This window comes from Paraburkholderia piptadeniae, from assembly GCF_900007165.1.
GTDB classification, from domain to species: Bacteria; Pseudomonadota; Gammaproteobacteria; order Burkholderiales; family Burkholderiaceae; genus Paraburkholderia; species Paraburkholderia piptadeniae.
In genome coordinates, this window is the sequence record NZ_CYGY02000069.1 from 974 (window position 1) to 24,401 (window position 23,428).

General features: G+C 61.1%; 20 protein-coding genes and 2 pseudogenes. 7 read left to right on the forward strand and 15 right to left on the reverse strand.

Translation table 11 applies throughout. The features are described 5' to 3' along the window. The coding region (locus tag BN2476_RS33505; RefSeq protein ID WP_235851076.1) for an electron transfer flavoprotein-ubiquinone oxidoreductase at positions 1-995 on the forward strand (995 nt) is incomplete at its 5' end. A 60-nt stretch (positions 996-1,055) separates the two neighbouring features. Beyond that, a complete protein-coding gene (gene bktB / locus BN2476_RS33510; protein WP_087738497.1) occupies positions 1,056-2,243 on the forward strand; it encodes a beta-ketothiolase BktB in 1,188 nt (395 codons plus the stop codon). A gap of 600 nt (positions 2,244-2,843) precedes the next feature. Here bktB and BN2476_RS33515 read toward each other — a convergent pair. From BN2476_RS33515 to BN2476_RS33565, 11 genes are all read right to left on the reverse strand, one after another. Then, on the reverse strand, positions 2,844-3,695 hold the full coding sequence (locus BN2476_RS33515; protein ID WP_087738498.1) for a 3-hydroxybutyryl-CoA dehydrogenase: 852 nt from the start codon (positions 3,693-3,695) through the stop codon (positions 2,844-2,846). 416 nt (positions 3,696-4,111) lie between these two features. After that, a complete protein-coding gene (locus BN2476_RS33520) occupies positions 4,112-5,059 on the reverse strand; it encodes an electron transfer flavoprotein subunit alpha/FixB family protein (protein ID WP_087738499.1) in 948 nt (315 codons plus the stop codon). Between the two features lie 35 nt (positions 5,060-5,094). Beyond that, on the reverse strand, positions 5,095-5,844 hold the full coding sequence (locus tag BN2476_RS33525) for an electron transfer flavoprotein subunit beta/FixA family protein (protein WP_087738500.1): 750 nt from the start codon (positions 5,842-5,844) through the stop codon (positions 5,095-5,097). Between the two features lie 356 nt (positions 5,845-6,200). After that, entirely contained in the window at positions 6,201-6,575 is a 375-nt protein-coding gene (locus tag BN2476_RS33530) for a BON domain-containing protein (protein WP_087738501.1), read from the reverse strand. 26 nt (positions 6,576-6,601) lie between these two features. Beyond that, complete coding sequence (locus BN2476_RS33535) at positions 6,602-7,750, reverse strand: porin (RefSeq protein ID WP_438942921.1); 1,149 nt, start codon at positions 7,748-7,750, stop codon at positions 6,602-6,604. A gap of 142 nt (positions 7,751-7,892) precedes the next feature. Continuing rightward, positions 7,893-9,563: a 3-(methylthio)propionyl-CoA ligase gene (locus BN2476_RS33540; RefSeq protein WP_087738502.1), complete on the reverse strand. Its 1,671-nt coding sequence runs from the start codon at positions 9,561-9,563 to the stop codon at positions 7,893-7,895. A gap of 107 nt (positions 9,564-9,670) precedes the next feature. Continuing rightward, positions 9,671-10,996 (reverse strand): MFS transporter, encoded by a 1,326-nt coding sequence (locus BN2476_RS33545; RefSeq protein WP_235851077.1) that lies wholly within the window; start codon positions 10,994-10,996, stop codon positions 9,671-9,673. 197 nt (positions 10,997-11,193) lie between these two features. Then, positions 11,194-12,042: a TauD/TfdA dioxygenase family protein gene (locus tag BN2476_RS33550; RefSeq protein WP_087738503.1), complete on the reverse strand. Its 849-nt coding sequence runs from the start codon at positions 12,040-12,042 to the stop codon at positions 11,194-11,196. A 26-nt stretch (positions 12,043-12,068) separates the two neighbouring features. Continuing rightward, complete coding sequence (locus tag BN2476_RS33555; protein ID WP_087738504.1) at positions 12,069-13,049, reverse strand: quinone oxidoreductase family protein; 981 nt, start codon at positions 13,047-13,049, stop codon at positions 12,069-12,071. A gap of 58 nt (positions 13,050-13,107) precedes the next feature. Further along, positions 13,108-15,159, reverse strand: a complete 2,052-nt coding sequence (locus BN2476_RS33560) for an acetoacetate--CoA ligase (RefSeq protein ID WP_087738505.1) — start codon at positions 15,157-15,159, stop codon at positions 13,108-13,110. A gap of 122 nt (positions 15,160-15,281) precedes the next feature. Next, positions 15,282-16,337, reverse strand: a complete 1,056-nt coding sequence (locus BN2476_RS33565; protein ID WP_087738506.1) for a beta-keto acid cleavage family enzyme — start codon at positions 16,335-16,337, stop codon at positions 15,282-15,284. Between the two features lie 196 nt (positions 16,338-16,533). Between BN2476_RS33565 and BN2476_RS33570 the strand changes: the two genes are divergently transcribed. Next, positions 16,534-17,535: an AraC family transcriptional regulator gene (locus BN2476_RS33570; RefSeq protein WP_087738507.1), complete on the forward strand. Its 1,002-nt coding sequence runs from the start codon at positions 16,534-16,536 to the stop codon at positions 17,533-17,535. A gap of 56 nt (positions 17,536-17,591) precedes the next feature. On the opposite strand, the gene BN2476_RS33575 is transcribed toward BN2476_RS33570, so the two are convergent. The 4 genes and pseudogenes from BN2476_RS33575 to BN2476_RS33590 form a co-directional block, all read right to left on the reverse strand. Next, positions 17,592-17,978 (reverse strand): Rieske (2Fe-2S) protein, encoded by a 387-nt coding sequence (locus tag BN2476_RS33575; protein ID WP_087738508.1) that lies wholly within the window; start codon positions 17,976-17,978, stop codon positions 17,592-17,594. Positions 17,979-17,989: 11 nt separating this feature from the next. Further along, complete coding sequence (locus BN2476_RS33580) at positions 17,990-18,691, reverse strand: DsbA family oxidoreductase (RefSeq protein ID WP_235851078.1); 702 nt, start codon at positions 18,689-18,691, stop codon at positions 17,990-17,992. Continuing rightward, positions 18,678-19,241, reverse strand: coding sequence for an RBBP9/YdeN family alpha/beta hydrolase (locus BN2476_RS33585; protein ID WP_087738512.1), 564 nt, complete (start codon positions 19,239-19,241; stop codon positions 18,678-18,680). Before BN2476_RS33585 ends, BN2476_RS33580 begins: the two co-directional genes overlap by 14 nt. Positions 19,242-19,313: 72 nt before the next feature. Further along, positions 19,314-20,636: pseudogene (locus tag BN2476_RS33590) on the reverse strand (MFS transporter). 338 nt (positions 20,637-20,974) lie between these two features. On the opposite strand from BN2476_RS33590, the pseudogene BN2476_RS48710 reads away from it, so the two are divergent. From BN2476_RS48710 to BN2476_RS33610, 4 genes and pseudogenes are all read left to right on the forward strand, one after another. Beyond that, positions 20,975-21,321, forward strand: a pseudogene (locus BN2476_RS48710) (AMP-binding enzyme); the annotation flags it as partial. A 40-nt stretch (positions 21,322-21,361) separates the two neighbouring features. Further along, the gene (locus BN2476_RS33600) at positions 21,362-22,507 is read left to right on the forward strand and encodes a porin (protein WP_087738513.1); all 1,146 of its coding nucleotides are present in this window, start codon (positions 21,362-21,364) and stop codon (positions 22,505-22,507) included. A gap of 73 nt (positions 22,508-22,580) precedes the next feature. Continuing rightward, positions 22,581-22,880 (forward strand): BON domain-containing protein, encoded by a 300-nt coding sequence (locus BN2476_RS33605; RefSeq protein ID WP_087738514.1) that lies wholly within the window; start codon positions 22,581-22,583, stop codon positions 22,878-22,880. A 371-nt stretch (positions 22,881-23,251) separates the two neighbouring features. Next, the coding region (locus BN2476_RS33610) for a phage integrase N-terminal SAM-like domain-containing protein (protein WP_173819690.1) at positions 23,252-23,428 on the forward strand (177 nt) is incomplete at its 3' end.

Consider the following 23,428-nt stretch of genomic DNA (forward strand, 5'->3'; position numbering starts at 1 on the left):
AACTGTGGGAAATCGATCCTGCGAAGCACAAGCCGGGGCTGGTGATTCACACCGCCAGCTGGCCGCTCGATACGCAGACCTACGGCGGCTCGTTCCTCTACCACATCGACAACAATCAGGTGATGGTGGGCTTCGTGGTCGGCCTCGGCTATTCGAATCCGTATCTGTCGCCGTTCGAGGAATTCCAGCGCTACAAGACGCACCCGGAAATCCGCAAGTTCCTGGCAGGCGGCAAGCGCGTGTCGTACGGCGCACGCGCGATCACGGCAGGCGGGCTGGTGTCGCTGCCGAAGCTCGTGTTTCCGGGCGGCGCTCTGGTCGGCGATGATGCGGGCTTTTTGAACGCCTCGCGGATCAAGGGCTCGCACGCTGCGATCAAGACAGGCACGCTGGCCGCCGATGCCGCGTTCGATGCGGTGCAGGCGGGCCGTCAGTCGGATGAACTCGCCGCGTATCCGGAGTCGTTCAAGACTTCGTGGCTGCACACCGAACTGTACAAAGCACGCAACTTCAAGCAGTGGATGAGCAAGGGCCTGTACCTCGGCACGCTGATGGTGGGCATCGAACAGAAGCTGCTGGGCGGCAACGTGCCGTGGACGCTTCGTCACCAGCACTGGGATCACGAGACGCTGAAGCCCGCATCTCAGTGCAAGCCGATCGAGTATCCGAAACCTGATGGCAAGCTCACATTCGACCGGCTGTCATCGGTGTTCATCTCGAACACGAATCACGAAGAGAACCAGCCCGCGCACCTGACGCTGAAAGACCCGTCGGTGCCCGTCAAGGTGAATCTGCAAACCTACGCAGGTCCGGAAGCGCGCTTTTGCCCGGCAGGTGTCTACGAGTTCGTGAAAACGGACGAAAACGAAGACCGCCTGCAAATCAACGCGCAGAACTGCGTGCACTGCAAGACCTGTGACATCAAGGACCCGACGCAGAACATCGTGTGGGTCACGCCGGAAGGCGGCGGCGGTCCGAACTATCCGAACATGTGAGTCTCCGACGGGCGCAACCGCGCCCGTTCGAAAAGACGCGTCAACTGTGGAGAAGAAACTATGAGCAGGGAAGTGGTGGTCGTAGGCGGCGTGCGTACAGCGATCGGCAAGTTCGGTGGCAGCCTGAAGGACTTCGCGCCGACCGAACTGGGCACAGCCGTCGTGCGCGAAGTGCTCGCACGGAACCGCGTCGATGCAAAGGATGTCGGCCATGTCGTGTTCGGCAACGTGATCGCCACCGAGCCGAAGGACCTGTACCTGTCGCGCGTCGCGGCCATCGATGCCGGCATCCCCGACTCGACGCCCGCGTTCAACGTCAATCGTCTGTGCGGTTCGGGCCTGCAGGCGATCGTGTCTTCGGCGCAGACCATCATGCTCGGCGATGCCGACGTCGCAATCGGCGGCGGCGCGGAGAACATGAGCCGCGCGCCATACATCTCGACCGACGCGCGTTTCGGCTCGCGCATGGGCGACTCGCGTCTCATCGACATGATGCTCGGTGCCCTGAACGATCCGTTCCACGGGGTGCCGATGGGCGTGACGGCGGAAAACGTCGCGCGCAAGTTCGGCATTTCGCGCGAACAGCAGGACGCGCTGGCGCTCGAATCGCATCGCCGCGCCGAACGCGCGATTGCCGATGGGCGCTTCAAGAGCCAGATCATGCCGATGACCCGCATGGTCAAGGGCCGCGAGGTCGCGTTCGATACCGACGAGCACGTGCGCAACGACGCAACGTCCGACGACTTCACGAAGCTGAAGCCCGTCTTCGCGAAGGAGAACGGGACGGTGACGGCCGGCAACGCGTCGGGTATCAACGATGCGGCCGCCGCTGTCCTGCTGATGTCGCGCGATGCGGCCACGCAGCGCGGTATCGATCCGATGGCTCGGCTTGTCGCCTATGCGCACGCTGGCGTCGATCCGCAGTACATGGGTATCGGCCCCGTGCCGGCGACGCGTCTCGCGCTGCAACGCGCAGGCCTCTCCATTGGTGATCTCGACGTGATCGAAGCGAACGAGGCGTTCGCGTCCCAGGCGTGTGCGGTCACGCAAGAGTTGGGTCTCGATCCCTCGAAGGTGAACCCGAACGGCTCTGGCATTTCGCTCGGCCATCCGATCGGCGCGACGGGCGCGCTCATTACCGTCAAGGCGCTGCACGAACTGCAGCGCATCAACGGACGGTATGCGCTTGTCACAATGTGCATCGGCGGCGGCCAGGGCATTGCCGCCATCTTCGAGAACCTTCGCTAAATGCATGATGCGCGGCGGTAGCCGCGCACGACAGAGTCAACGTGGCAATCGAAACGATGGGGATGATCGGTGCCGGCACATCATCCCCATCGGTGCACTCGGGCTCGCGAATATGCGCGGGACTCGACGTCTGTCGACACGCGTCAAAGAGCGCGCACACCAAGCAGGAATGCCGCGCCAGCCGACAAGACAAGTAACGCGCTATGCCGGCAGCACGAGCGGCGGACCAGGCAGCAGGGGGCGGCAGACGGCTCGTGACATCGATTATTGAGTCGCGAGCGCCTGCAGCGGTCGGGGCAAAGCGCTAGCGCGTCGACACTTTTGTATTGCTTTGAATCGTAATAAAGGCGTCAACGTAGCGCTGGGATCCCATCCAATGGGGTTCGTTTCAGTTAGTTGATGATTGTTGGCCGCCTGCCATTGTCCGCAGGCGTTTGAGTGCATGGTTATCGTACTAAAGGCGTCGAACGAGCCCATCGACGGGAGAATGGTCAATCAGTGCAGCGGGTACTCTTTCCGCCCTTGCGCGCCAACTGTAATTTCTGGCGACCGTTCACCGAGCCGAATGAAAGAGCATCCCGCTACTCGAGGTCCGATCCGCTAGGTGTAAGAGTAGACGCCTTGCTTCGTTTTGCGTCCCAGACGACCCGCGGCCACCATTTCGCGTAACAACGGGCTGGGACGGTATTTCGGGTCACCTGTGTCCTTCATCAGCACTTCCATCACGGAAAGACAGACATCCAATCCGATGAGGTCCGCGAGCGCGAGCGGGCCGATCGGATGGTTCGCCCCCAACTTCATGCCGGCATCAATTTCCTCGGCTGTCGCGACGCCCTCTGCCAGAACGAAAAATGCCTCATTGAGCATTGGCACCAGGATTCTATTCACGACGAACCCTGGCGAATTTTTCACGGACACAGGCGTCTTGCTCAGACTCACCGCCAGTTTCGTAACGGCACCGGCGACCTCATCGCTTGTTTGAAGTCCACGGATAACTTCTACGAGTGGCAGTAACGGCACGGGATTGAAAAAATGCATCCCGATAAAGCGTGCCGGGTTCGCCAGCGTCGCGGCCAACGTCGTGATGGAAATCGATGAGGTATTGGAAGCGATGACCGTATCAGGACGGACCGCCGACTCGACCTGTTTAAGGATCCGCATCTTCAGGTCCACATTTTCGGTGGCAGCTTCGATGACCAGTCCGACATTCTCAAGGCGCCGATAGTCAGTGGAGATGGCAATCCGTGCAAGCGCGGTCCGGGCCGCATCGGCTGCTACCGTTCCTTTCGACACAAGGCGGTCAATGCTGGTTGAGACGCTTGCAACGCCTCTCTTCAGGGCATCTTGGGTAATATCGATCATCACCACGTCGATGCCTGAGAGCGCGACCGTCTGTGCTATGCCGTTACCCATTGTCCCGGCACCGATGATGCCAATGCGTTCAAATTCCATGCTTTATCCGTAGGTGAATGATGCAAATCTCGCGATCACTTCCTGCCCAGCGCCTTCGTCCGCTCAAGCACACGCGCGACCCGGGCTGAGCAGAGCGTGGCCGAATCCTCTGGCAACTTCCAGATCAGCTTGGTGTTCTCCGGGATCATCGGCCGACACAGTGCGCGTAAATAGCTGTTACTTGCCGGCGGGCATCTTTCCGACGCCTCCAATGCCCGCGGCGCATCCTCGAAATCAGCCAGCGAATCGCGGCAGCCTGCCGTCCAGGAGACATTCACTTCCGGCGGGGGACCATGAGCTCGCATGCCGGTGAACAGGCAGCACCCCGCAATCGAGACTCTCTGTAACGCGGCGCACCGCCCGACGACCATAATGGACGTGAAGGTGCCACGCCGGAATAAATGTAGGTGCGATGGTTACGCCAGGGCGTTATCAAGCTCCGGCACAAGCGTGAACAGATCCCCGACCAGACCGTAGTCCGCGACGCTGAAGATCGGCGCTTCTTCGTCCTTGTTGATCGCGACGATCACCTTCGAGTCCTTCATGCCCGCGAGGTGCTGGATCGCGCCCGAGATGCCGACCGCGATGTACAACTGCGGCGCGACGATCTTGCCGGTTTGTCCGACCTGATAGTCGTTCGGCACATAGCCCGCATCGACGGCTGCGCGCGAGGCGCCCATTGCTGCGCCGAGCTTGTCCGCGAGCGGCTCGAGCACCTTCGTGTAGTTATCGCCGCTGCCTAGGCCCCGACCACCCGACACAATGATCTTCGCGCTCGTCAGTTCGGGACGATCCAGCTTTGTCACTTCGCGGCTCACGAAGTGCGAGGTGCCTGCATCGGCTGCTGCTTCGATCTTCTCGACCGAGGCATCGCCACCTTCTGCTGCAACCGGGTCGAAGCCCGTTGCGCGTACCGTGATGACCTTGACGGGATCAGCCGATTGCACGATCGCGATTGCGTTGCCTGCATAGATCGGGCGCTCGAACGTGTCCGCGCTATCGACCGCCGTGATGTCGCTGATCTGCGCGACGTCCAGCTTCGCTGCGATGCGCGGCGCGATGTTCTTGCCATAAGCTGTCGCTGGAGCGAGGATGTGCGAGTAGTCCTTTGCGATGTTCAGCACCGTCGCCTCGACGTTCTCTGCGAGGCCTTCGGCGAGTTGCGGCGCGTCGGCCAGAAGCACTTTTGTCACGCCTGCGACCTTGGCGGCAGCGTCAGCCGCAGCCTGTGCGCGATGTCCCGCGACAAGCACGTGGATCGGCTGATTCGTGAACGTCGTGATTACGGCTGCCGCGCCGATCGTATTTAACGTCGCCGCCTTCAGCGACGCGTTGTCGTGTTCAGCAATTACCAGAATCGTCATTTCTTTCGTCTCCGCTATTCCGTGATTCACGTCGATCAAAGCACCTTGGCTTCGGTCTTGAGCTTTTCGACCAGCGTCTTCACGTCCGGCACCTTGACACCAGCGGAGCGCTTGGGCGGCTCGCTGACTTTCAGCGTCTTCAGACGCGGCGTCACGTCGACGCCCAGGTCTTCGGGCTTCACGGTTTCGAGCGGCTTCTTCTTCGCCTTCATGATGTTGGGCAGCGTCACATAGCGCGGCTCATTCAGGCGCAGATCGGTCGTCACCACGGCAGGGAGCTTCAGCGACAGCGTTTCCGCACCGCCATCGACTTCGCGCGACACGGTCGCCTTGCCATCGGCCACGACGACCGTCGACGCAAACGTCGCCTGCGGCAGGCCCGCCAGCGCGGCCAGCATCTGACCCGTCTGGTTCGAGTCGTCGTCGATCGCCTGCTTGCCAAGGATCACCAGCGAGGGCTGTTCCTTGTCGACCAGCGCCTTGAGTAGCTTCGCAACAGCCAGCGGCTGCAGGTCTTCATTCGAGTCGATGAGGATCGCGCGATCCGCGCCGATCGCCAGCGCCGTGCGCAGCGTTTCCTGGCACTGCGCGACGCCCGCCGACACCGCGACCACTTCCGTCGCGACACCCGCTTCCTTCAGGCGCACGGCCTCTTCGACGGCGATTTCGTCGAACGGATTCATCGACATCTTCACATTGGCAATGTCGACGCCCGTGTTGTCCGACTTCACCCGGACCTTGACGTTGTAGTCAATCACGCGCTTTACTGCGACAAGAACTCTCACAAAAATCTCCTACGATAAAACAGATACATCAACGTCGCGTGGCCGCTCTCGTACACGATCCGATTTCCACACCCGTCCAAACCGGCCACGCTATGGGCAAATCACGCCGTGCCGGTCGCGCTACTCGTTCGTCCCAGTACGACCCTGTGGGGCATCACAAGCGGCAGGGGCAGGTCGTTAGGTATCCGGGAAAACGAACTGTCCTAGCCGCGCCATCGATATGCAGCCGGTGGTGTTCCCCGTCCAACGCCTGGTAGTGCGCAGACGGCGATCACATTGACCGTCAACAGCCACACCGGAATACGCGAGTGCGACGTCTCAAAGGAATGGACGATCATCGCAATCGCGTCGTGCTTCTATTGGCCAAATGGTTTCTGGATGGTCAGCTGGTTCTTCACGGCTGCAACGCCCGATACACCTTTCGCGATCGAGCCGACCTGCTCAATCTGCGCGGCGCTTTCTACCGTCCCATTGAGCGTCACAACGCCGTCTTTCGCAGTGACGCTGATGTTGCCGGCATCGATCTCCTTATGCTGGGCAAGAGCGGCATAGATCTTTTTGCGCAGGGCCCGATTTGCCTGCTTCGCCGTCGGCCCCGATGCATTCCCCGATACCGGCTTCGCCGCGCTGGCTTGCGCTGTGGTCGATGCGCCGCTGGGCTGCGATGTGGCAATTGACACGAGCGAAACCACTCCGGCGACGGCCAGTCTTCGTGTAAAGGTATTCTTCATCAATCTCTCCATGGATTGTTGGTGAATCAGAAGCTGTGGCGTATGCCGACCATGGCCGCGGTTGTCGAAACGCCTGGCGCAACCGGCTGGCCATATACGATCGTCTGGTTCATAGTCCCTTTGTTCTCCACGTATCCGACCTGTGCGTAGGCAGTCGTTCGCTTCGAAACGCTGTATTCGGCGCCCAGTGCGAATTCACCGGAGTGATTGGCCGAATGGTTGTTGTCCTTCAGGTAGTAGAAGCCGGATGTCACCTTAAACACCGGCGTGAACCGGTATCCCAGACCGGCCGAATAGAGGTCGAAGTTGGTGGTACCTGAATGCGCGGGATTCTTTCCGTTACTGTACGAACCGGACACCGACAGGCCGTGAAACGTGTACATCGCGCCCAGATAGAAGAAGCGGTTATTTGCAAGACCGGTCGCCGGCACAGCGGGGCCCGTCGGATAGTTCGCCGGAAAAGGGTTCGTGTCGTGTCCGTTGTAGTAGGCGGCCGCCAGATTGAGACCATAGTTCGAGTACTTCAGCACGGCTGACTCGCGCGTGCCGCCCTGCGGCTGGCCCGCGACACCGCCGGGTGCGTATTCGAGTTCAAGCGATGCCCCGTAAAACTTGGGCGACCGGTAGACGAGCGCATTGCTGTCATACAGTGCACCAATGGGCGCGTTCGTGCTTGTTCCCGGCCAGCCTGCGGCCTGGTTCATGCCGAGCCAGGCAGTGAGAATGCTGCCGAAATATTGCGAGGCCCGTACGTCCGTTTCCGCCATCGCGTAGATCATCGGGATGATCTGACGGCCGGCGTCAAAGGAACCAATGGGACCCGACACGCCGATCGTGGCAAACTGGTTGAATATGGCTGCGACGCCCGGTGTGTCGCTCAGGCCGAACTTGCCCGTTCCTGAATCGAAGACCCCTTGCAGCCTGAAGTTGACCTTGTAACCCCCGCCAATGTCTTCACTTCCCTTGATGCCCCAGAAGCTGGCGTAGATTCCTCCATCCTTGTAGCGGAAGACCGAGCCGGTATTGCGGGCATTTGGGGCAAATGAGGCTGCCGACGTGTTTTGATACAGCAGCCCGGAATCGATCGTCCCGTACAGTGTCACGGATGATTGTGCATATGCGGCACTGGCAAACAGCATAAGCGCTGCGACACCAGCGAGCTTCAACTTCAACATCGTTTGTCTCCTCTTTATTTTCCAGGTGCCGGGCAGATCCGGCGAGTTGTCATAAACAGCGCAAAGGCAGGCGGTGTGCACCGGAGATCACACCGCACGTGAATGGCATTAAGGGGTCCAGGCAGGTGGTTGAACCGGTACGTCAGCGACACGCGCCTTGCACGGTCTCGCCGTCAGCCTGCGCAAGCAGATGGTCGCCGAACTGTTCGCGCAAGCGGTTCTTCTGAACTTTGCCCGTCGCGCCAAGAGGTAGTGCATCGACGAAGATCACGTCATCCGGTGTCCACCATTTCGCGATCCTGCCTTCATAGGCACGCAGCAGTTCTTCACGGGTCAGCGATGATTGGGGTTTCCTCACGACGATCAGCAAGGGCCGCTCATCCCATTTCGGGTGCTTCGCGGCGATACAGGCGGCCTGGAAAACTTCCGGATGCGCCATCGCGATGTTCTCCAGATCGATTGACCCGATCCATTCGCCACCCGACTTGATGACGTCCTTGCTCCGGTCGGTGATGTGCATAAAGCCGTCCGGATCAATGGTCGCAACGTCGCCCGTCGGAAACCAGTCGGTTTCGCCGTTCGCCCGAAGCGGGCAGGCGCCCTCGTTTCTGAAGTAGTCGCGGACCACCCATGGGCCGCGCACCAGCAGGTCGCCAGAGCTCACGCCGTCCCACGGCAACTCATCGCCATTCGCGTCGACGATCTTCATGTCGACACCAAACAACGCGCGCCCCTGTTTCGACTGCACGTCGTAACGTTCCTGCGGGGTCAGTTGCGCGTGCCTCGTCTTCATCGAGCAGACGGTGCCGATCGGGCTCAGTTCGGTCATTCCCCAGGAGTGCAGTACCGTTACACCGTACCCTTCCTGAAACATGCGCAGCATGGCGGGCGGGCACGCGGCGCCGCCGACGATCGTGCGGGTCATGCTCGCGAATTTCTGCCCCGTCTGCTCGACATGGTTGAGCAGACCCTGCCATACAGTCGGCACGCCTGCGGATAGCGTGACCTGTTCGGCTTCAAGCAGTTCGTGAAGCGATTTTCCGTCCAGTGCAGGGCCCGGAAAGACCAGCTTCGCGCCGACCATGCACGCGATGTAAGGCAACCCCCACGCGTTGACATGAAACATCGGCACGACGGGCAGAATGACATCGCGCGCCGAACAGTTGAGCGCGTCGGGCAACGCTGCGGCATAGGTGTGCAACAACGACGAGCGATGGCTGTACAGCACGCCCTTGGGATGACCCGTCGTACCTGAGGTGTAGCACAAGGTGCTGGCCGTGTTTTCGTCGAACGTCGGCCATGCGTAGTCCGGAGAACTGTGGTCGATGAGTTCCTCGTAGCACAGCAATCCGGGAATGCCGCTATCCGTCGGCATACGCGCCCGGTCGGTCATGGCGATGAATCCCTTGACCGTCTTGCAACGTCCCGCAATGGCCTTGACCAGTGGCAGGAAGGTCAGGTCAAAGAAGATGTACTGGTCTTCAGCATGATCTGCGATGTAGGTGACCTGGTCTTCATGCAGGCGGGGGTTGATCGTATGCAGGACCGCGCCCATGCCGGAGACGCCGTAGTACAACTCCATGTGTCGATAGCCGTTCCAGGCCAGCGTGCCGATCCGGTCATGCGGCTTGATGCCGAGGCCGGTCAGCGCGTTCGCCAGCTGACGCGAGCGACGGTGACAGTCGCGAAACGTGTAGCGATGAATGTCACCCTCCACCCGCCGGGACACGATCTCCGTATCACCATGATGGCGGTCCGCATGGACGATCAGGGAGGAGATCAACAACTGCTTTTGCATCATTAAACCGTTCATGGCTTTAATCCATTTCAAACTTGTCTACTGGTCAGGCTCTTCATGGCGGCACAGATAGCGCGTCATTCGCATTCGCTGGATGTGACGCGTCGAACCCGCACGATCAGCTATTCAGTGCAGCGCGCGCACGAAGGAGACGGGTTTTGCCGATCGGCATGAAGACGTCGCACCCCAACGATCAGGATTGCGGCCGACGCGACACTTGCAAGCGGCAGGAACAGAAGTGCCGAAGTCAGGCCGAAGCGATCCGCGAGCGCTCCCGTGACAACCGCACCCGGCGCCAGACCGAACAGGTTGCATGCAAGCGCGAGCGTCGCCATGGCCGTGCTGTGAATGGCCTTCGGCGTAAGCTGCGCAACAAGATTTCCGCTCGGCCCAATAACGCTGGCGCTGAAGAACAGTGCAAGTGCGATACATGCGAGCTGGGTCGTGCCGGCGGAAAACTGGAACGCGGTAAACAGCAGGGCTCCTGAAGCCAGGTTATAGCCGATGGTGAGCAGCAGCTTTTGCCGCAAGGGGTCGCGGCACAGGCGGTCGGCCAGTGCGCCGCACACCGCCATTCCACACGCAGCGCAAAGGACAAACATCGCCGCGACGCCGCCTGCCTGGCTCAGGGGCAGGTTGTAAGTCCGATGCAGGAATGTCGGCAGCCATGCGATCAGGCCGCCATTGATGAACAGTTGCACGCCGCTGCCAATGTAGACGTAGGGCAGTGCCGGCGCAGCAAACAGGCGCTTGAGCAACCGGCCGACGCTGGCCGGTTCGCGCGGGCCTTCATGCTCGCCAATACCTGCTTCGGCTGCTTCTGCCTTGCGTTCGATCTGGGACGGACGGACAAACAGGGCGTAGAGCAGTGTCAGGGTGATGCCATAGACGGCCATGCCAACAAAGGAGTTGCGCCAGCCGAAATGGGACGCCAGCACACCCCCGAGCCCGACTCCCGTCACGGAGCCGACCATGCTTCCGGCCATGAAGGCACCGGTGATGGTTGAGGTGAGTCGGGACGGAAAGATGCTGATCAGGATCGCCACGCCAACGCTCGCGTATGCCGCTTCGCCAGCGCCGACGAGGAAACGCGCGGAGAGCAGCGACAGGTAGCTGTCGGACAGGCCACAAAACAGCGTGGCGATACTCCAGACCGCGGCCATGATCGTGACGCTGCGCACGCGTCCCCATCGGTCTGCAGCGAGCGAAAGCGGGAACGCCAGCAGACCAACCGACAGCGAAACGATCCCGCTAAGCGTACCGAGCTGGGTATCGGACAAGCCCCATTCGGCTTTGATCAGCGGAAAAACCGAGTTGAGCACCTGCCGCGACATGTAGTCGGATAGCAGGAGGCCAAGCGTGAGTGCAAAGATGACCCAGGCATACGCGCGTGATACGCCCATGCGCTCGCCATGCTGGCGTGCGGTCTCCGGAAAGTTGAGTGCCACAGTGCTGTCTCCGATTTATCATGCCGCTTTTAGCGACTTAGTAATCCTCATCGATTGGAATCCGGACTTGCCGGCGCCCAGCGCGTTTCACGGCTGATCGTGCATGCGATGAGGTGATGCGTTGGTGATCGAGGCCAGAGTATTCACCCCGCGGACTGCGTGCGAATCTCTGATGTGATGCTGGCAGCTAGCCCGAACTAGAAGGTCCTGCTTCCGACAATGGCCGCGCGCTCCATCTTGCGATGGCTCGGCGGATAGTCCATGACGGCGTAATGCTGGGTAGCAGTGTTATCCCAGATCGCTACGCTGTTCGGACGCCAGCGCCAGCGCACCTGATACTCAGGGACATACGCCTGTTCGATCAGATATCGCAGCAGATCCGAGGCGCCGGGATTGGCGTCGTAACCGTAACGGACACGGCCCGGTACGTGAAAGTTGGTGAAATGGGTGGTAAAGACATTCACGTACAGGATCTTCTCGCCCGTCTCCGGATGTGTGCGAACAACGGGATGCTCGGCATCCGGATACTGCGCCTTCAAGGCCAGCCGCTTTTCTGTTGGCATCACCGATCCAAACGTGGCTTCAATGCTGTGACGCGCACGCAGATCCGCTATTTCCGTCTTGACGTGTTCGGGCAGCTTTTCGTAGGCGAGCGCCATGTTTGCCCACATGGTGTCGCCGCCGAGAGGTGGGCATTCGACGCAGCGCAGGACGGCGCCAAATGGCGGCGCTTCGCGCCAGGTCGCGTCTGAGTGCCACGCGTTTTCGTAACGGTCCGCCGGCTGCTCGGGCGTCCGGTAGATGCGAACGAGGCCGGGATTCTCCGGGTCGCTGCCTGCAACGGGATGATCTTCCAGATCGCCGAAGCGTCGTGCGAAGGCTACGTGGTCCGCGCGCGTCAGGTGCTGGTCGCGCAGGAAGAGCACCCGGTGTTCCAGCAGTGCCGCCCGGATTTCAGCAAACAGTCCGTCGTCGTGCACGGCCTGAGCGAGTTCCACGTCTATTAGTTCCGCACCAAGGGTGCAGCTCAGTTGTTCAATACGCATGATCTTGTTACCACAGCCGAACGTGTTTAAATCACAAAGACCGAGGAGCCGGTCGTCTTGCGGGATTCGAGGTCCCGATGGGCCTGGGCGGCATCCTCAAGGGCATATCGCTGGTTGATCTCGATCCTGATCCGTCCTGCGGCAACATGGCCAAACAGTTCGGCCGCGAGTTCATCCTTCTCCGCAGGATCGGCGATGTAGTCCGCCAACGCCGGGCGGGTCAGATAAGGCGAACCCTTCAGGCCGAGCACATGCGGGCTGAACGGCGGGATGGGACCAGAGGTCGTGCCCAGACAGACGAGAAGGCCCCGGCGCTTGACGGAATCCAGCGATGCCTCGAACGTGGCCTTGCCGACGCTGTCTATCACCACATTCACCCCGACGCCGCCGGTCAGTTCGCGCACGCGTTTGGCAACGTCCTCACTGGCGTAATTGATCGTGTACTCGCATCCATGCGCGCGCGCCACTTCAGCCTTGGCGTCGCTCGACACGGTTCCGATTACGGTCAGCCCTTGCAATTTCGCCCATTGCGAGACGATCAGCCCGACGCCCCCCGCAGCCGCGTGAAGCAGGACGCTGTCGCCTGGCTTGAAGTCGTAGATGCGGCGCATCAGATAGGCCGAGGTCAGCCCGCGCATGGTCATCGCAGCCGCCGTTTCGCACGAGATGGCATCAGGCAGCCGGATCAGCGGGGCGGCGGAAATCAGTCGCTCCGTACTGTAAGCGCCCAGCGTGTTGTAGGCGCCCGTATAGGTAACGCGATCACCGATGGCCACATTGGTCACGTCCGGACCGACGGCCTCGACGATGCCGGCCGCCTCATTGCCGATGCCCGATGGCAGGGGAGCCGGGTACTGGCCGGTGCGGAAATAGATATCCGCGAAGTTAAGCCCCACGGCGACGTGACGAAGCCTGACCTGTCCAGGTCCGGGTTCCCCAACGTCGGCGCTCTCGTACCGCAATACCTCGGGGCCGCCGGTTTCGTAAAAGCGGACTGCTTTGCTCATATTCTGTTCCTTTCAGATAATCACTCACGGGAGCGGGATACCCGATCCCCGGATCGACTCAACGCCCGCCGTCACCCGGCGATGCGACCTGTTGCGATTCGCCCGTGGACCGCGTACGCGCAAACGCCGCAAACCATTGAAGGCTTTCGGGGTTGGCCATTGAGTCAGGATTGGCCACCTTCTCGAGCGACTGGCCCAGCAGCAGTTTCTTGATCGGCAGCTCCATCTTCTTGCCCGAGAGCGTGAGCGGGATCGCCGCCACCTGGAAGACCTCGTTGGGCACATGACGGGCAGACAGCGCGACGCGGATGCGGTCACGAATCGTTTTCGTCAGTTCGGCGGTCAGTTCGACGCCAGGTCGAAGTACGACAAACAGCGGCATGTACGATTCGCGCCCCAGGTACTCGAGGTCGACGACCATGCTGTCCATCACTTCCGGAAGGTCTTCGACCGCGCGGTACAGCTCGCTGGTGCCCATGCGGATGCCATACCGGTTGATGGTGGCGTCCGACCGGCCATAAATCACGGCGCCGCCTCTCGGCGTAATGCGCACCCAGTCGCCATGGCGCCAGGTGCCCGGATACGTGTCGAAGTAGCTGTCGCGATAGCGCTGGCCATCCTCGTCGTTCCAGAAATAGAGCGGCATCGACGGCATCGGTGCCGTACAGACGAGCTCTCCTACCTCGTTGATCAGAGGCCTGCCGGCGTCGTCGAATGCTTCGACACGCGCGCCCAGACAGCGGCACTGCATTTCACCGAGGTACACGGGAAGCGTGGGCACGCCAGCGACGAAGCAGCCCGCGAAGTCGGTGCCGCCGGACAACGCATTGATCCATACGTCCCCGACGTGATCGAGAATCCAGCGATAGCCCTCAGCTGGCAGCGGTGAGCCTGTCGAGCCAACCGCCCGCAAGCGCGAGAAGTCCGATACCTCGCGCGGTTCAACGCCTGCCTTCAGGCATGCCTGGAAATACGCGGCGCCTGCGCCGAAGAAGCTGACGCGTTGCTCACCGATGTAGCGCCACAGGGCCTTCATGTCGGGGTAGCCGGGATTGCCGTCGAACAGGCAGATGGTGGCGCCCGCCAGCAGCCCGCCCACCTGAAGATTCCACATGATCCAGCCGGTGCTTGCATTCCAGTGAAAGCGATCACCCGGATGCAGATCCAGATGCAATGCCGTCAGCTTGACGTGCTCGAGCACGATGCCGCCCTGCGAATGCACGATGGGTTTGGGCAGGCCAGTGGTGCCCGACGAATAGACCACCCACAAAGGATGATCGAACGGCACGTACTCGACCTGAAGCGCGACACGACCTGCCGTGGCGTCCGCCCATGCCATCGCGCCAGGAAGGGCAGCGGTCCCGCTGTGTGCATCGAGATTCGGCACCAGCACGACCCGCTCCACACCCGGCAACTCGCCTAGCAGCTCCCGAAGGAGTTCGCGCCGGTCGTGTTCCTTGCCTCCGTAGCGGTAGCCGTCTACTGCGATGAGGACCTTCGGCTCGATCTGGCGAAAACGGTCGAGCACAGCCAGCTTCCCCATGTCCGGCGCGCAGGCCGACCAGATTGCGCCGATGCTCGCGACAGCCAGAAAGGCCGCGACCGTCTGCGGAATGTTCGGCATGAACGCGGCAACTCGATCGCCACGAACGACACCCATGGCCCGCAATGACTCGGCCAGCGCGGCGACCTGCCGCTCAAGCTCGGCCCAGCTGATTTCGCTGTGCTCCCCCGCTTCATTGCCATGGACGATGGCAGGCCTGCTGGCTGTAGCGTGTCGAAACACCTGCTCGACGTAATTCAGGCGCACGCCCGGGAACCACGTGGCTCCGGGCATCACCGCGTTGCCAAGCGCCCGGCCACGGGTGTCGGGTGACCGGATACCATCCCAGTCCCACAAGGCCGACCAGAAGGCATCGAGGTCGTTGACTGACCACTGCCACAGCGCGTCATAGTCGTCAAACGACAGCTCTCGTTCGCGTGCGAGCCAGCCGATGAAGTCCGCGATACGCGCATTCGCCGCCAGTTCCGGCGATGGCGTCCACACGGGCGCGCCGGCAGGGGCTGCATCGACGCGAGGCTCAATCTCAGTGATGTTGGAAATACTCATTGCGGATACAACTCTCGTCATCTCGAGAACACGGGTTTCATGCCGGGCCGCGGTGGCGGGCCATCATGCACGCCTTTCAAAACCACGCCACCGTGCACGCCATTGAATGGCCGGCTACCTGGTCAGGCAGCGCGCAGGGGCACACCCCGTACCCCAGGCTGGCGGTTGGGCGCCATGCCGTTGGCCGCGAGGGTCTCCTCAACGCTGTCGTACCAGGTGCCGATGCGGTAGATTTCGCGGGCTTCCTTGCCCGTGGCGATTTCACGGCCCAGTTCGTTGGCGACGCGTACGCATTGCTCCACCTGCTGAACAGAGGTCATGCGATTGCCGCGCTGATCGGTGAGGGTGTCTTCAATACCAACGCGGGGATGGAACCCCATGGCCATAGACATCATGTTCAACGGCAGCACGCTACGCAGAAGAGACTCGGACGTGACACAAATGCCGTCGGCGGCGCGTTGCACGAGATACATGAAGTTAAAGGGATTGGGGCCGTCAGCGCCGCCGGCGATACCGATCCAGGTCAGATTGACAGGGCCTTTGTAGATGCCGCGGCGAATCATCCGTTCGATCGTGTCGTAGGAGTGAACGCCCGCCAGCTGGAAATGCGGCTGGATGCCAGCAGCCTGCAGGCGCCGGAGATGCTCTTCAACCCAGCCAGGCCCCGCCGGTACCGTCATCTCGCGATAGGCTTCCTGCAAGGCAGGATCGGCCAGCGTCGTGCCGTGCACGACGTCCGGCGTCATCAGCTCCATGAGGTTCATCTGCGTGGTGTTGATCGCAATCGTCACCTGGTCCGGCTTGGGATCAAGCTCGGCGAGCATATGGCGGGTGTCATCGGAGAGCCATTTGGCGGCCTGGCCGTCGTCTTCCGGAGCGAACGAGATGGAGCCGCCCACCTGGATGATCATGTCGGGCACGGCCTTTCGCACGCCAGCGATCAGCTCGTTGAACTTCGACAGTCGCTTCGACCCCTTGCCGTCAAGCTCTCGCACATGCAGGTGCAGCACCCTGGCGCCAGCGTTGTAGCAGTCCACTGCCTTTTGCACCTGCTCTTCCATCGTGACAGCGATGTCTTCGGGGAAGTCCGATGGCATCCATTCCGGCCCATACGGCGCCACGGTAATCACTACCTTTTGCTGGTTTTCGGGGTGCAGCGAATCGTCGAGAAATTGCATGAGTTGCTCCTGATGAGATGTGACTGCCTGGCTCTCCTCCCTGCTAGGGGATTCGCGACATGTCACGCTGTTCTGGATGCAACTATAGGGAACCGGGGTAAAATTATTTCTCATTTGGCGCCATACATTTCTCTTTTCACGCCGGTGCGAGTAAACACGTACGCGGGTTTCAGACGGCAAGGTCTGGGGATCAGCGATGCAGACGATGGTGCGGGCGGGAACCCTGAACGGGTATCCGCAGGTGACAAAACGGCTTGGGTTTAACCCCCAGGCGTTGCTGCGGCGACTGGGCCTTGACGCGACGATGCTGGCCGATCCAGAGCGACGGATTCCGATTTCATCCGTTTGTCGCTTGCTGGAAGAGACAGCGCACGCCACTTCATGTCCCACGCTGGGCATCCAGATGGCGGAGGCGCGGCACGGACTGGATTTCGGGGTGGTCGGGCTTGTTCTTGCGCATAAGCGCACGTTGCGCGAAGTGCTGCAGGCGGCAAACCAGTACCGCCACCTGCTCAACGATGCCCTGGCGCTTTCCCTGGAAGTTGAGGGCGATACGGTGGTGATCCGGGAAGAGATCGTCACGGAACCGGGCGTGCCCACCCGTCAGGCAACGGACCTCGCTGTCGGGGTGCTGGCGAGGACATGCCGCGCGTTGCTGGACCCGGAATGGAAACCACGCAGTGCGCACTTCACTCACACCGCACCTTCCGACCTCAGCGCTTACCGGCGGTTTTTTGGTTGTCCGCTGGTATTCGAAAGCGATTTCAACGGGCTGATTTGCGCGGCCCGGGATCTGGATCACCCGAATCCCGCCGCTGATCCCGAACTGGTGCGATATGGCGAAAGCCTGGCCCGACCGCTCAATGTGTCCGGACCCGATGCAATCGTGCTTGATGTCCGCAAGGCGATTTACGTGTTATTGCCGATCGAGCAGGCAGTCGTGAACCAGGTTGCCCAGCACCTCCATCTGAGCGTCCGCTCGATGCAGCGACAACTGGAAATGGCCGGCACCGACTTCTCCACACTTCTGGACGAAGTGCGCGGTGACCTTGCGCAGCGCTATATGAAAAACGTGCGGTATCCGCTTGGACGGGTTGCAACACTTCTCGGCTATACCCGGCAAGCATCATTCACCCGCTGGTTTTCATTGCAATTCGGAATGACGCCCCGCGACTGGCGTGCCCGCCAGAGCGAGTGATTTCTCGCGGCCGCGTTTGCACGGACAGACAGGGAACCCTCGCCGGTTGACCCGGCTCACTGCGGTTGCGGGTCAGTATCGGTTTGCCGGTCCAGCGACTCGCGGCATGCAAAGCCACGACACGTTTCGGACGGCGGCTGGAGCGACAGTTCCAGTCTGCCGTCTACGATAAAGACCGGGAAAGTCGTCAGGCTCAATCCCGCATTTCCGGGCATGGCGCCCGTAGCCAGATCGAACGGCAGACCATGCGCCGGACAGCGCAAAACGCGTCCGTCGAGGCGACCGCTCGCGAGCGAAGCGCCGTTGTGGGGACAGGCGTTATCGACGGCATGGATGGTGCCTTCGATGTTGAACAGAACGATGCTGCGGCCGTTGATGAACTTGAGCTTGCGTTGTCCGGGCGCAAGCTCGTCGACCGACCCGGCATCTATACGGTGTGACATGACGTGGTCCTCTAATGTTGGAGCGAACGCAACATCGCATCCAGTACGACGCTGGACGAATGCGCACCCGAAAGCCCAATCGTCCCGTTGAACAGAAAATGTGGAACTCCATGAATGTGGTAGTAGGCTTTTCGCAAAACACGGGCTGTCTCGCACGGCGCATCGTCAAGATGCCGGACACGATCGGCGCACTCGAGGCCGCACTGCATTCCGATCGTCTCCAGTACGCGCCAGTCTCCGATATTCGCGCCATCCACGAAGTACGCACTGAATAGACGCTCGACGAGCAACGCATGCTGCGCGCTCGTGCCGTGAGCGGCGGCCCATCCGACGAGCGCATGCGCCGCCGCCGTATTGGGCAGCAGTTCGATGCGCTCGAAAGCGAATCTGATACCGACGTCGCCGCCGGCACGTTGCACCTGTGCCCGTCGTGCGGACACGGCCTCGGCGCTGCCAAGCCGCGCAAGATAGAACGTCTGGTAGGGCAGACCGCTCATCGGCGTTTCGGGCAGTAATTGATGAGAGCGCCACAACACGTTCGGCTGTACATCCGGCCGGATGTCGGCAAGCTGTCGCACGGCCGCTTCCAGATTGCGCTTCGCGATCATGCACCACGGACAGATGAAATCGAAGAAGACTTCGACTGTCAGCGACTGCGCGTCGTGCGCGTGATCGCGTTCGTTCACGTCGCAGGCCAGGTCAGAGAAGTTCACGGATCAATGTCTCCGCCTGCGGCCACGCGCCGTAACCGGTAGCAGGGTTCAGATGCCCAACCTCGCCAAGGTCGACAAGTCTCCTGCCCCAGCTCGCGGCCATCGCTGCGACTCTGTCGAAACGGGCGAGCGGGTCGTTGCGGCTCGCCGCGACGATACTCGGAAACGGAAGCGGCTTGCGCGGGCATGGTAGCCATCCGTGTCCGGACAGCACATCCTGCGTCGGATAGCCTTCCGGCAACGGCTCCTCAAAGTCGGGCGGTGTGGCGAACAGCGCGCCGTGAACCGGACGACTGTGCTGCTGCTGTGCCCAGTGCACGGCAATCATGACGCCGGCGCTGTGCGCGACCAGGATGACCGGACCATCGATGGCGGAGAGCGCCGCTTCGAGCGCCGCGACGCGCGCCGCGCAACTGAGCTTGTCATGCTCCAGTGGCGGCACCGAAGCGGCATTCGCCAACTTTTGCTCAAGCAGCGTTTGCCAGTGTCCCGCGACATGGTCGCGCAGACCGGGCACGATGAGAACGGTGGGTGTCGTTTCGAGGCTCATGAGGTTATCACTGTGGACGTTCGGTTGGCGTTCCTGCATTAGAGGCGGGCAGTAAATGTCCTTGATGCCTTTTCAGGTCAAGGCGTGTTTTCGCATTGCATCCAGCCGACCCAGATCGTGCGCGTAGTTCCGTCTGCCTATGAGGAACGCGACGGCCGCAGCCAAAGGCGCAAGCGCCACAAGTTGAAGCGCGCCAAGAAGCCCGATCCTGTCTGCGATGAATCCCGTGAGGATGGCGGCGGGCGCAAGACCCAGCAGGTTGTTCGCGAGTGTCAGCGTAGCGAACGCCGAAGCATGGATGGAAGGGGGAGTCAGGTTCGCCACCATCGCACCCGACGGGCCGCTTGCGCCCGCGCTAAAGAACATGCCCGCGCCGATCAGGACAAGTTGCCAGGGACCTGCGGGAAGCCGAAACGCGATTCCCAGCAATGTGAAGCACGCGATGCAAAACGCGATGGCCGTCAGCCACTTGCGATGCGGCGCGGTCCTGTTGAGCCGGTCCGCCAGATTCCCGCATACGATCATGCCCAGCCCGGTCACGAGGACAAATACAGCGGCGCACACGGCCGCCTCGCCAGGCGCCATTGCGTAATAACGGTTCAGGACACTTGGCATCCATGCCCATACGGCAGCGGGCACCAGCAGATGAATGCCACTGCCGATGTACGCGCATACGACGGATTTCGAAGAGAAGAGCCCATGCATCAGCGCGCGAAAGTTCATTCGTATGCCGAGGTTTTCCTGCTGTTCACCCGTGTTCATCGACTTCAGCGGCATCAGCCGTTTTTCGTTGATAACGCTCCGATAGAGGACGACCAGCACGATTCCCAGGCACGCCATCGCACCAAACGCCGCGCGCCACCCGAGATGTGCCGAGACAGCGCCGCCGAGCGCCATCCCGAGCACCGAGCCAAATGCGCCGCCGGCCATGAATGTACCCGTCAGCGTCGACCGGAGTCGTGCCGGAAACACGCTAAGGACGACCGCGATGCCCACGCTTCCGTACGCTGCCTCACCAATGCCGACGAATGCGCGCGCCAGCAACATCTCCCCGTAGTTCGTCGAGATCGCACAACCGAGCGTCGCGAGACTCCACAACGATGCCATCAACGCAATGCTTTTCACGCGGCCCCAGCGATCTGCAAGCACAGACAGCGGGAACGTGAGCACGCCGACCATCAACGCGACCACACTACTGAGCGAGCCCAGCCGCGTGTCAGTGAGGTGCCACGCGTCCTTCAGCAAAGGGAACACGGCATTCAGAACCTGCCGTGACATGTAGTCCGACAGCAGCAGGCCGACGGTCAAGGCAAATACGACCTAGGCGTATGGGTGTACTTCCGATCGTGTCGCCGGATGCGTGCGTGTATCGCACTCGAGATGCGGGACGTGCAAGTTGGTCTCCTTCGCGCCTGGCACCGCAGGCCTTATGTACTTGTGCGAAACGCGGGCTAACGTCTGCCAGTCCGCCGGGACCGTGCCATCAGCGGTGCGGATCCATGGAGACAACTATAGGAAACCTGGCGTTTTTACTTTTCTCTTTTGGCGCCGTCTTTTTCTCTTTTCGTGCCACTAGGCGTGAAACGGTGCGTATGTCTTCCTGTGGGTTGTTCCATCGATCGTGCGGCTGACCGTCCGCTGTCTTAACAGAAACGGCCAGGGTACTTGTGGCCGCAAGCCGACCGACGGGGACGAGGGCAATAGGCGCAGCGGCTCGAATCCTTCCATGGGGTACCGATCGCAGCAAGGATGTCATCAAATCAGGCGGGGAATGGATCAGCTCGCAGACATCGAAAACGTCGCGTGCCTGCACCCCGAAGTGGCGACGACCGTCTGTACCGCGCGGCATCCGAAGTGGGACGAACGGCCGTCGCTCCTGGTCGTGAGAAAGCCGGACAGTGCGCCCTGGCAGCGACGAGCTACTCACATTTTTCGATGACCGTGTTGCGAAGTGGTGGAAACCTGACGCGGTGGTTTTCGTGGATTCCGTTCCTCTGGCTGCGACCGATAAGGTGCTCAGGTATCAGTGCGAGAACAGATTGGGGACTACCAGGTTTCATTCCGAACAACAAGCGGGTAACTCGCCGGGTACGCAGGCGAATCCGCGCCCGGAGAAGACAATGAAATCGAAGTTCAGTGGTGCTGCCGCGCTCCTGCTGTGTGCGGGCGCTGCGCACGCCCAGTCGTCGGTGAAGCTCTATGGCACGATTGACACTGGCCTGCTATTTCAGAACACGTCGGCTGCGACGTTTCTGCCGAACGCACCGAACCTCGGACACGTGTTCCAGGCCAAGGAAGGGGGCATTTACGCGAGCTTCTGGGGCATCAAGGGAAGCGAAGACATCGGAGGCGGCTACAGGATCAACTTCAAGCTGCAGGGTGTGTTCAACAGCACGAACGGGAAATTTGGCCTGGCCGATACACCCGGCACCACGTCCATCTTCAACCAGTTTGCAACTGTTGGCGCGTCAGGACCGTTCGGCACCTTCGACGCTGGCCGGCAGATCATTCCGATGATCTACGCGATGGCCGAGACCGACGTCCGGGGCGCGCAGTATTTCGGCAGTATCCTGACGGCGTGGCTGGGTATCAACCAGGCGGCAGGCTGGCCCGGCACGAGCACCAATGCACCGATCGGCGCGCTGTATGACAGCAATGCACTCGTCTACCAGTCACCGAAATTCTATGGAGCGTCCCTCGCGCTCGAGTACGCACCGGGCGGCGTCGCTGGCCAGTTTCAGGGGGGTACGCGCGAGTCGGCCGTGCTCAAGTATTCGAATTACGGTCTGAATCTGTCCGCCGTGTATTACACCGGCCATGACACGAATCCGTTCCCGCTGACTTACCCGGTGGCACCGGCTGTACCGGCGACAGGGCTGGCCAACAACCGCTTTTACTACCTGGGTGCGCTGTACACGCTGGCTGGCTTTTCGGTGTCCGCCTCGTATGGCATCGGCAAGAACCCGTCGAATTCGAGTCGCGCCAATTTCGAAATGATATCGGGTGGATTCGGCTACAAGTTCACGCCTGTCTTCAAGCTCACCTCCGGCGTCTACTATCTGAGCGACCGGAACCATTCGGCCAATCACTCCACGGAGGTCTCGCTGGGCGCCGAATACAACCTCTCACGCAGGACGCTTGCGTACGCACAGGTCGGCTATGTTGCCAATAGAGGGACGATGAACCAGACGATCATCTACGGGGCACCCGTTGCGCCGGGCGTCAACACAACGGCCGCCATGATCGGCCTCCGCCACGGTTTCTGATTCCCTAACAGCGATACCGGAGACTTCCTTGAAACTCACACTGACCGTCGGCGCATTGATCGTCGCAGCATCAATGAACGCATACTCACAAACCAGCGCGAGCGCGCCAGGTGCAACGGCGGCATCTGCCGCGTCGGCGCCGGCAAAATCGAATCGCGCCCTGCGCCGCAGCGTGTATTCCGCAATCGTAAAGCATAAGGAGATCAACGCCGGAAATATCAGTGTCATCGCGAAGGATGGTGCGGTAACGCTAAATGGCACAGTCACGGAATCCGCGCAGATCGAGAAAGTGGCCGAGATCGCGAAAGGCGTGCCCGGAGTGACTTCCGTGTCCAACAAGCTGACGGTCGCGAAGCCCTTGGGCGGCATGTAAGAGAACGCCAGGCTGGCCGGCACCCCTGGCCAGTCCTTGGGAGAAGTCCGGGGAACCGCACACTCCTGCGCAGTTTTAAATCGGGATACCTAACTTGGAGGCATCAATAAATGACCGCATACCAGTCCGATAGTCTTCCTCATGGCGTCTGCCATTTGTTACTTCTGTTTGCATCCGCACTACGTCCGAAGGACTTTCGAAGCGGTCAGTCACCTCGCGTGAATGCGGTTGGCTGTTGAGGGACAATGGACTAAACCGCTCGCGCGGTAGGGGCTACGGTCAGACGCCGGCGGTCAGAGAGAGGCCGGCATCGCGGTTCCGTATGTTGGTGAGTGAGGCAATCCGCCTCGTTCTCCAGCAGGAGCCCAATCATGACCTCCTCACAGGCAAACGTCAGTCCGCTGCGCCGGCGCATGATCGACGATATGCGCATGCGCCAGCTTGCTCCCAGGACGCAGGACATCTATCTGCGCATCGTGCGTGAGTTCGCCCGGTTTCTCGGGCGCTCACCTGACACGGACATCGTCGAGGACCTGCGCCGCTTCCAG

Coding starts and splice junctions, on each gene's coding strand:
- bktB (WP_087738497.1), top strand. CDS start 1,056: ATGAGCAGGGAAGTGGTGGTCGTAGGCGGCGTGCGTACAGCGATCGGC.
- BN2476_RS33515 (WP_087738498.1), bottom strand. CDS start 3,695: ATGGAATTTGAACGCATTGGCATCATCGGTGCCGGGACAATGGGTAAC.
- BN2476_RS33520 (WP_087738499.1), bottom strand. CDS start 5,059: ATGACGATTCTGGTAATTGCTGAACACGACAACGCGTCGCTGAAGGCG.
- BN2476_RS33530 (WP_087738501.1), bottom strand. CDS start 6,575: ATGAAGAATACCTTTACACGAAGACTGGCCGTCGCCGGAGTGGTTTCG.
- BN2476_RS33535 (WP_438942921.1), bottom strand. CDS start 7,750: ATGTTGAAGTTGAAGCTCGCTGGTGTCGCAGCGCTTATGCTGTTTGCC.
- BN2476_RS33540 (WP_087738502.1), bottom strand. CDS start 9,563: ATGAACGGTTTAATGATGCAAAAGCAGTTGTTGATCTCCTCCCTGATC.
- BN2476_RS33550 (WP_087738503.1), bottom strand. CDS start 12,042: ATGCGTATTGAACAACTGAGCTGCACCCTTGGTGCGGAACTAATAGAC.
- BN2476_RS33555 (WP_087738504.1), bottom strand. CDS start 13,049: ATGAGCAAAGCAGTCCGCTTTTACGAAACCGGCGGCCCCGAGGTATTG.
- BN2476_RS33560 (WP_087738505.1), bottom strand. CDS start 15,159: ATGAGTATTTCCAACATCACTGAGATTGAGCCTCGCGTCGATGCAGCC.
- BN2476_RS33565 (WP_087738506.1), bottom strand. CDS start 16,337: ATGCAATTTCTCGACGATTCGCTGCACCCCGAAAACCAGCAAAAGGTA.
- BN2476_RS33570 (WP_087738507.1), top strand. CDS start 16,534: ATGCAGACGATGGTGCGGGCGGGAACCCTGAACGGGTATCCGCAGGTG.
- BN2476_RS33575 (WP_087738508.1), bottom strand. CDS start 17,978: ATGTCACACCGTATAGATGCCGGGTCGGTCGACGAGCTTGCGCCCGGA.
- BN2476_RS33585 (WP_087738512.1), bottom strand. CDS start 19,241: ATGAGCCTCGAAACGACACCCACCGTTCTCATCGTGCCCGGTCTGCGC.
- BN2476_RS33600 (WP_087738513.1), top strand. CDS start 21,362: ATGAAATCGAAGTTCAGTGGTGCTGCCGCGCTCCTGCTGTGTGCGGGC.
- BN2476_RS33605 (WP_087738514.1), top strand. CDS start 22,581: ATGAACGCATACTCACAAACCAGCGCGAGCGCGCCAGGTGCAACGGCG.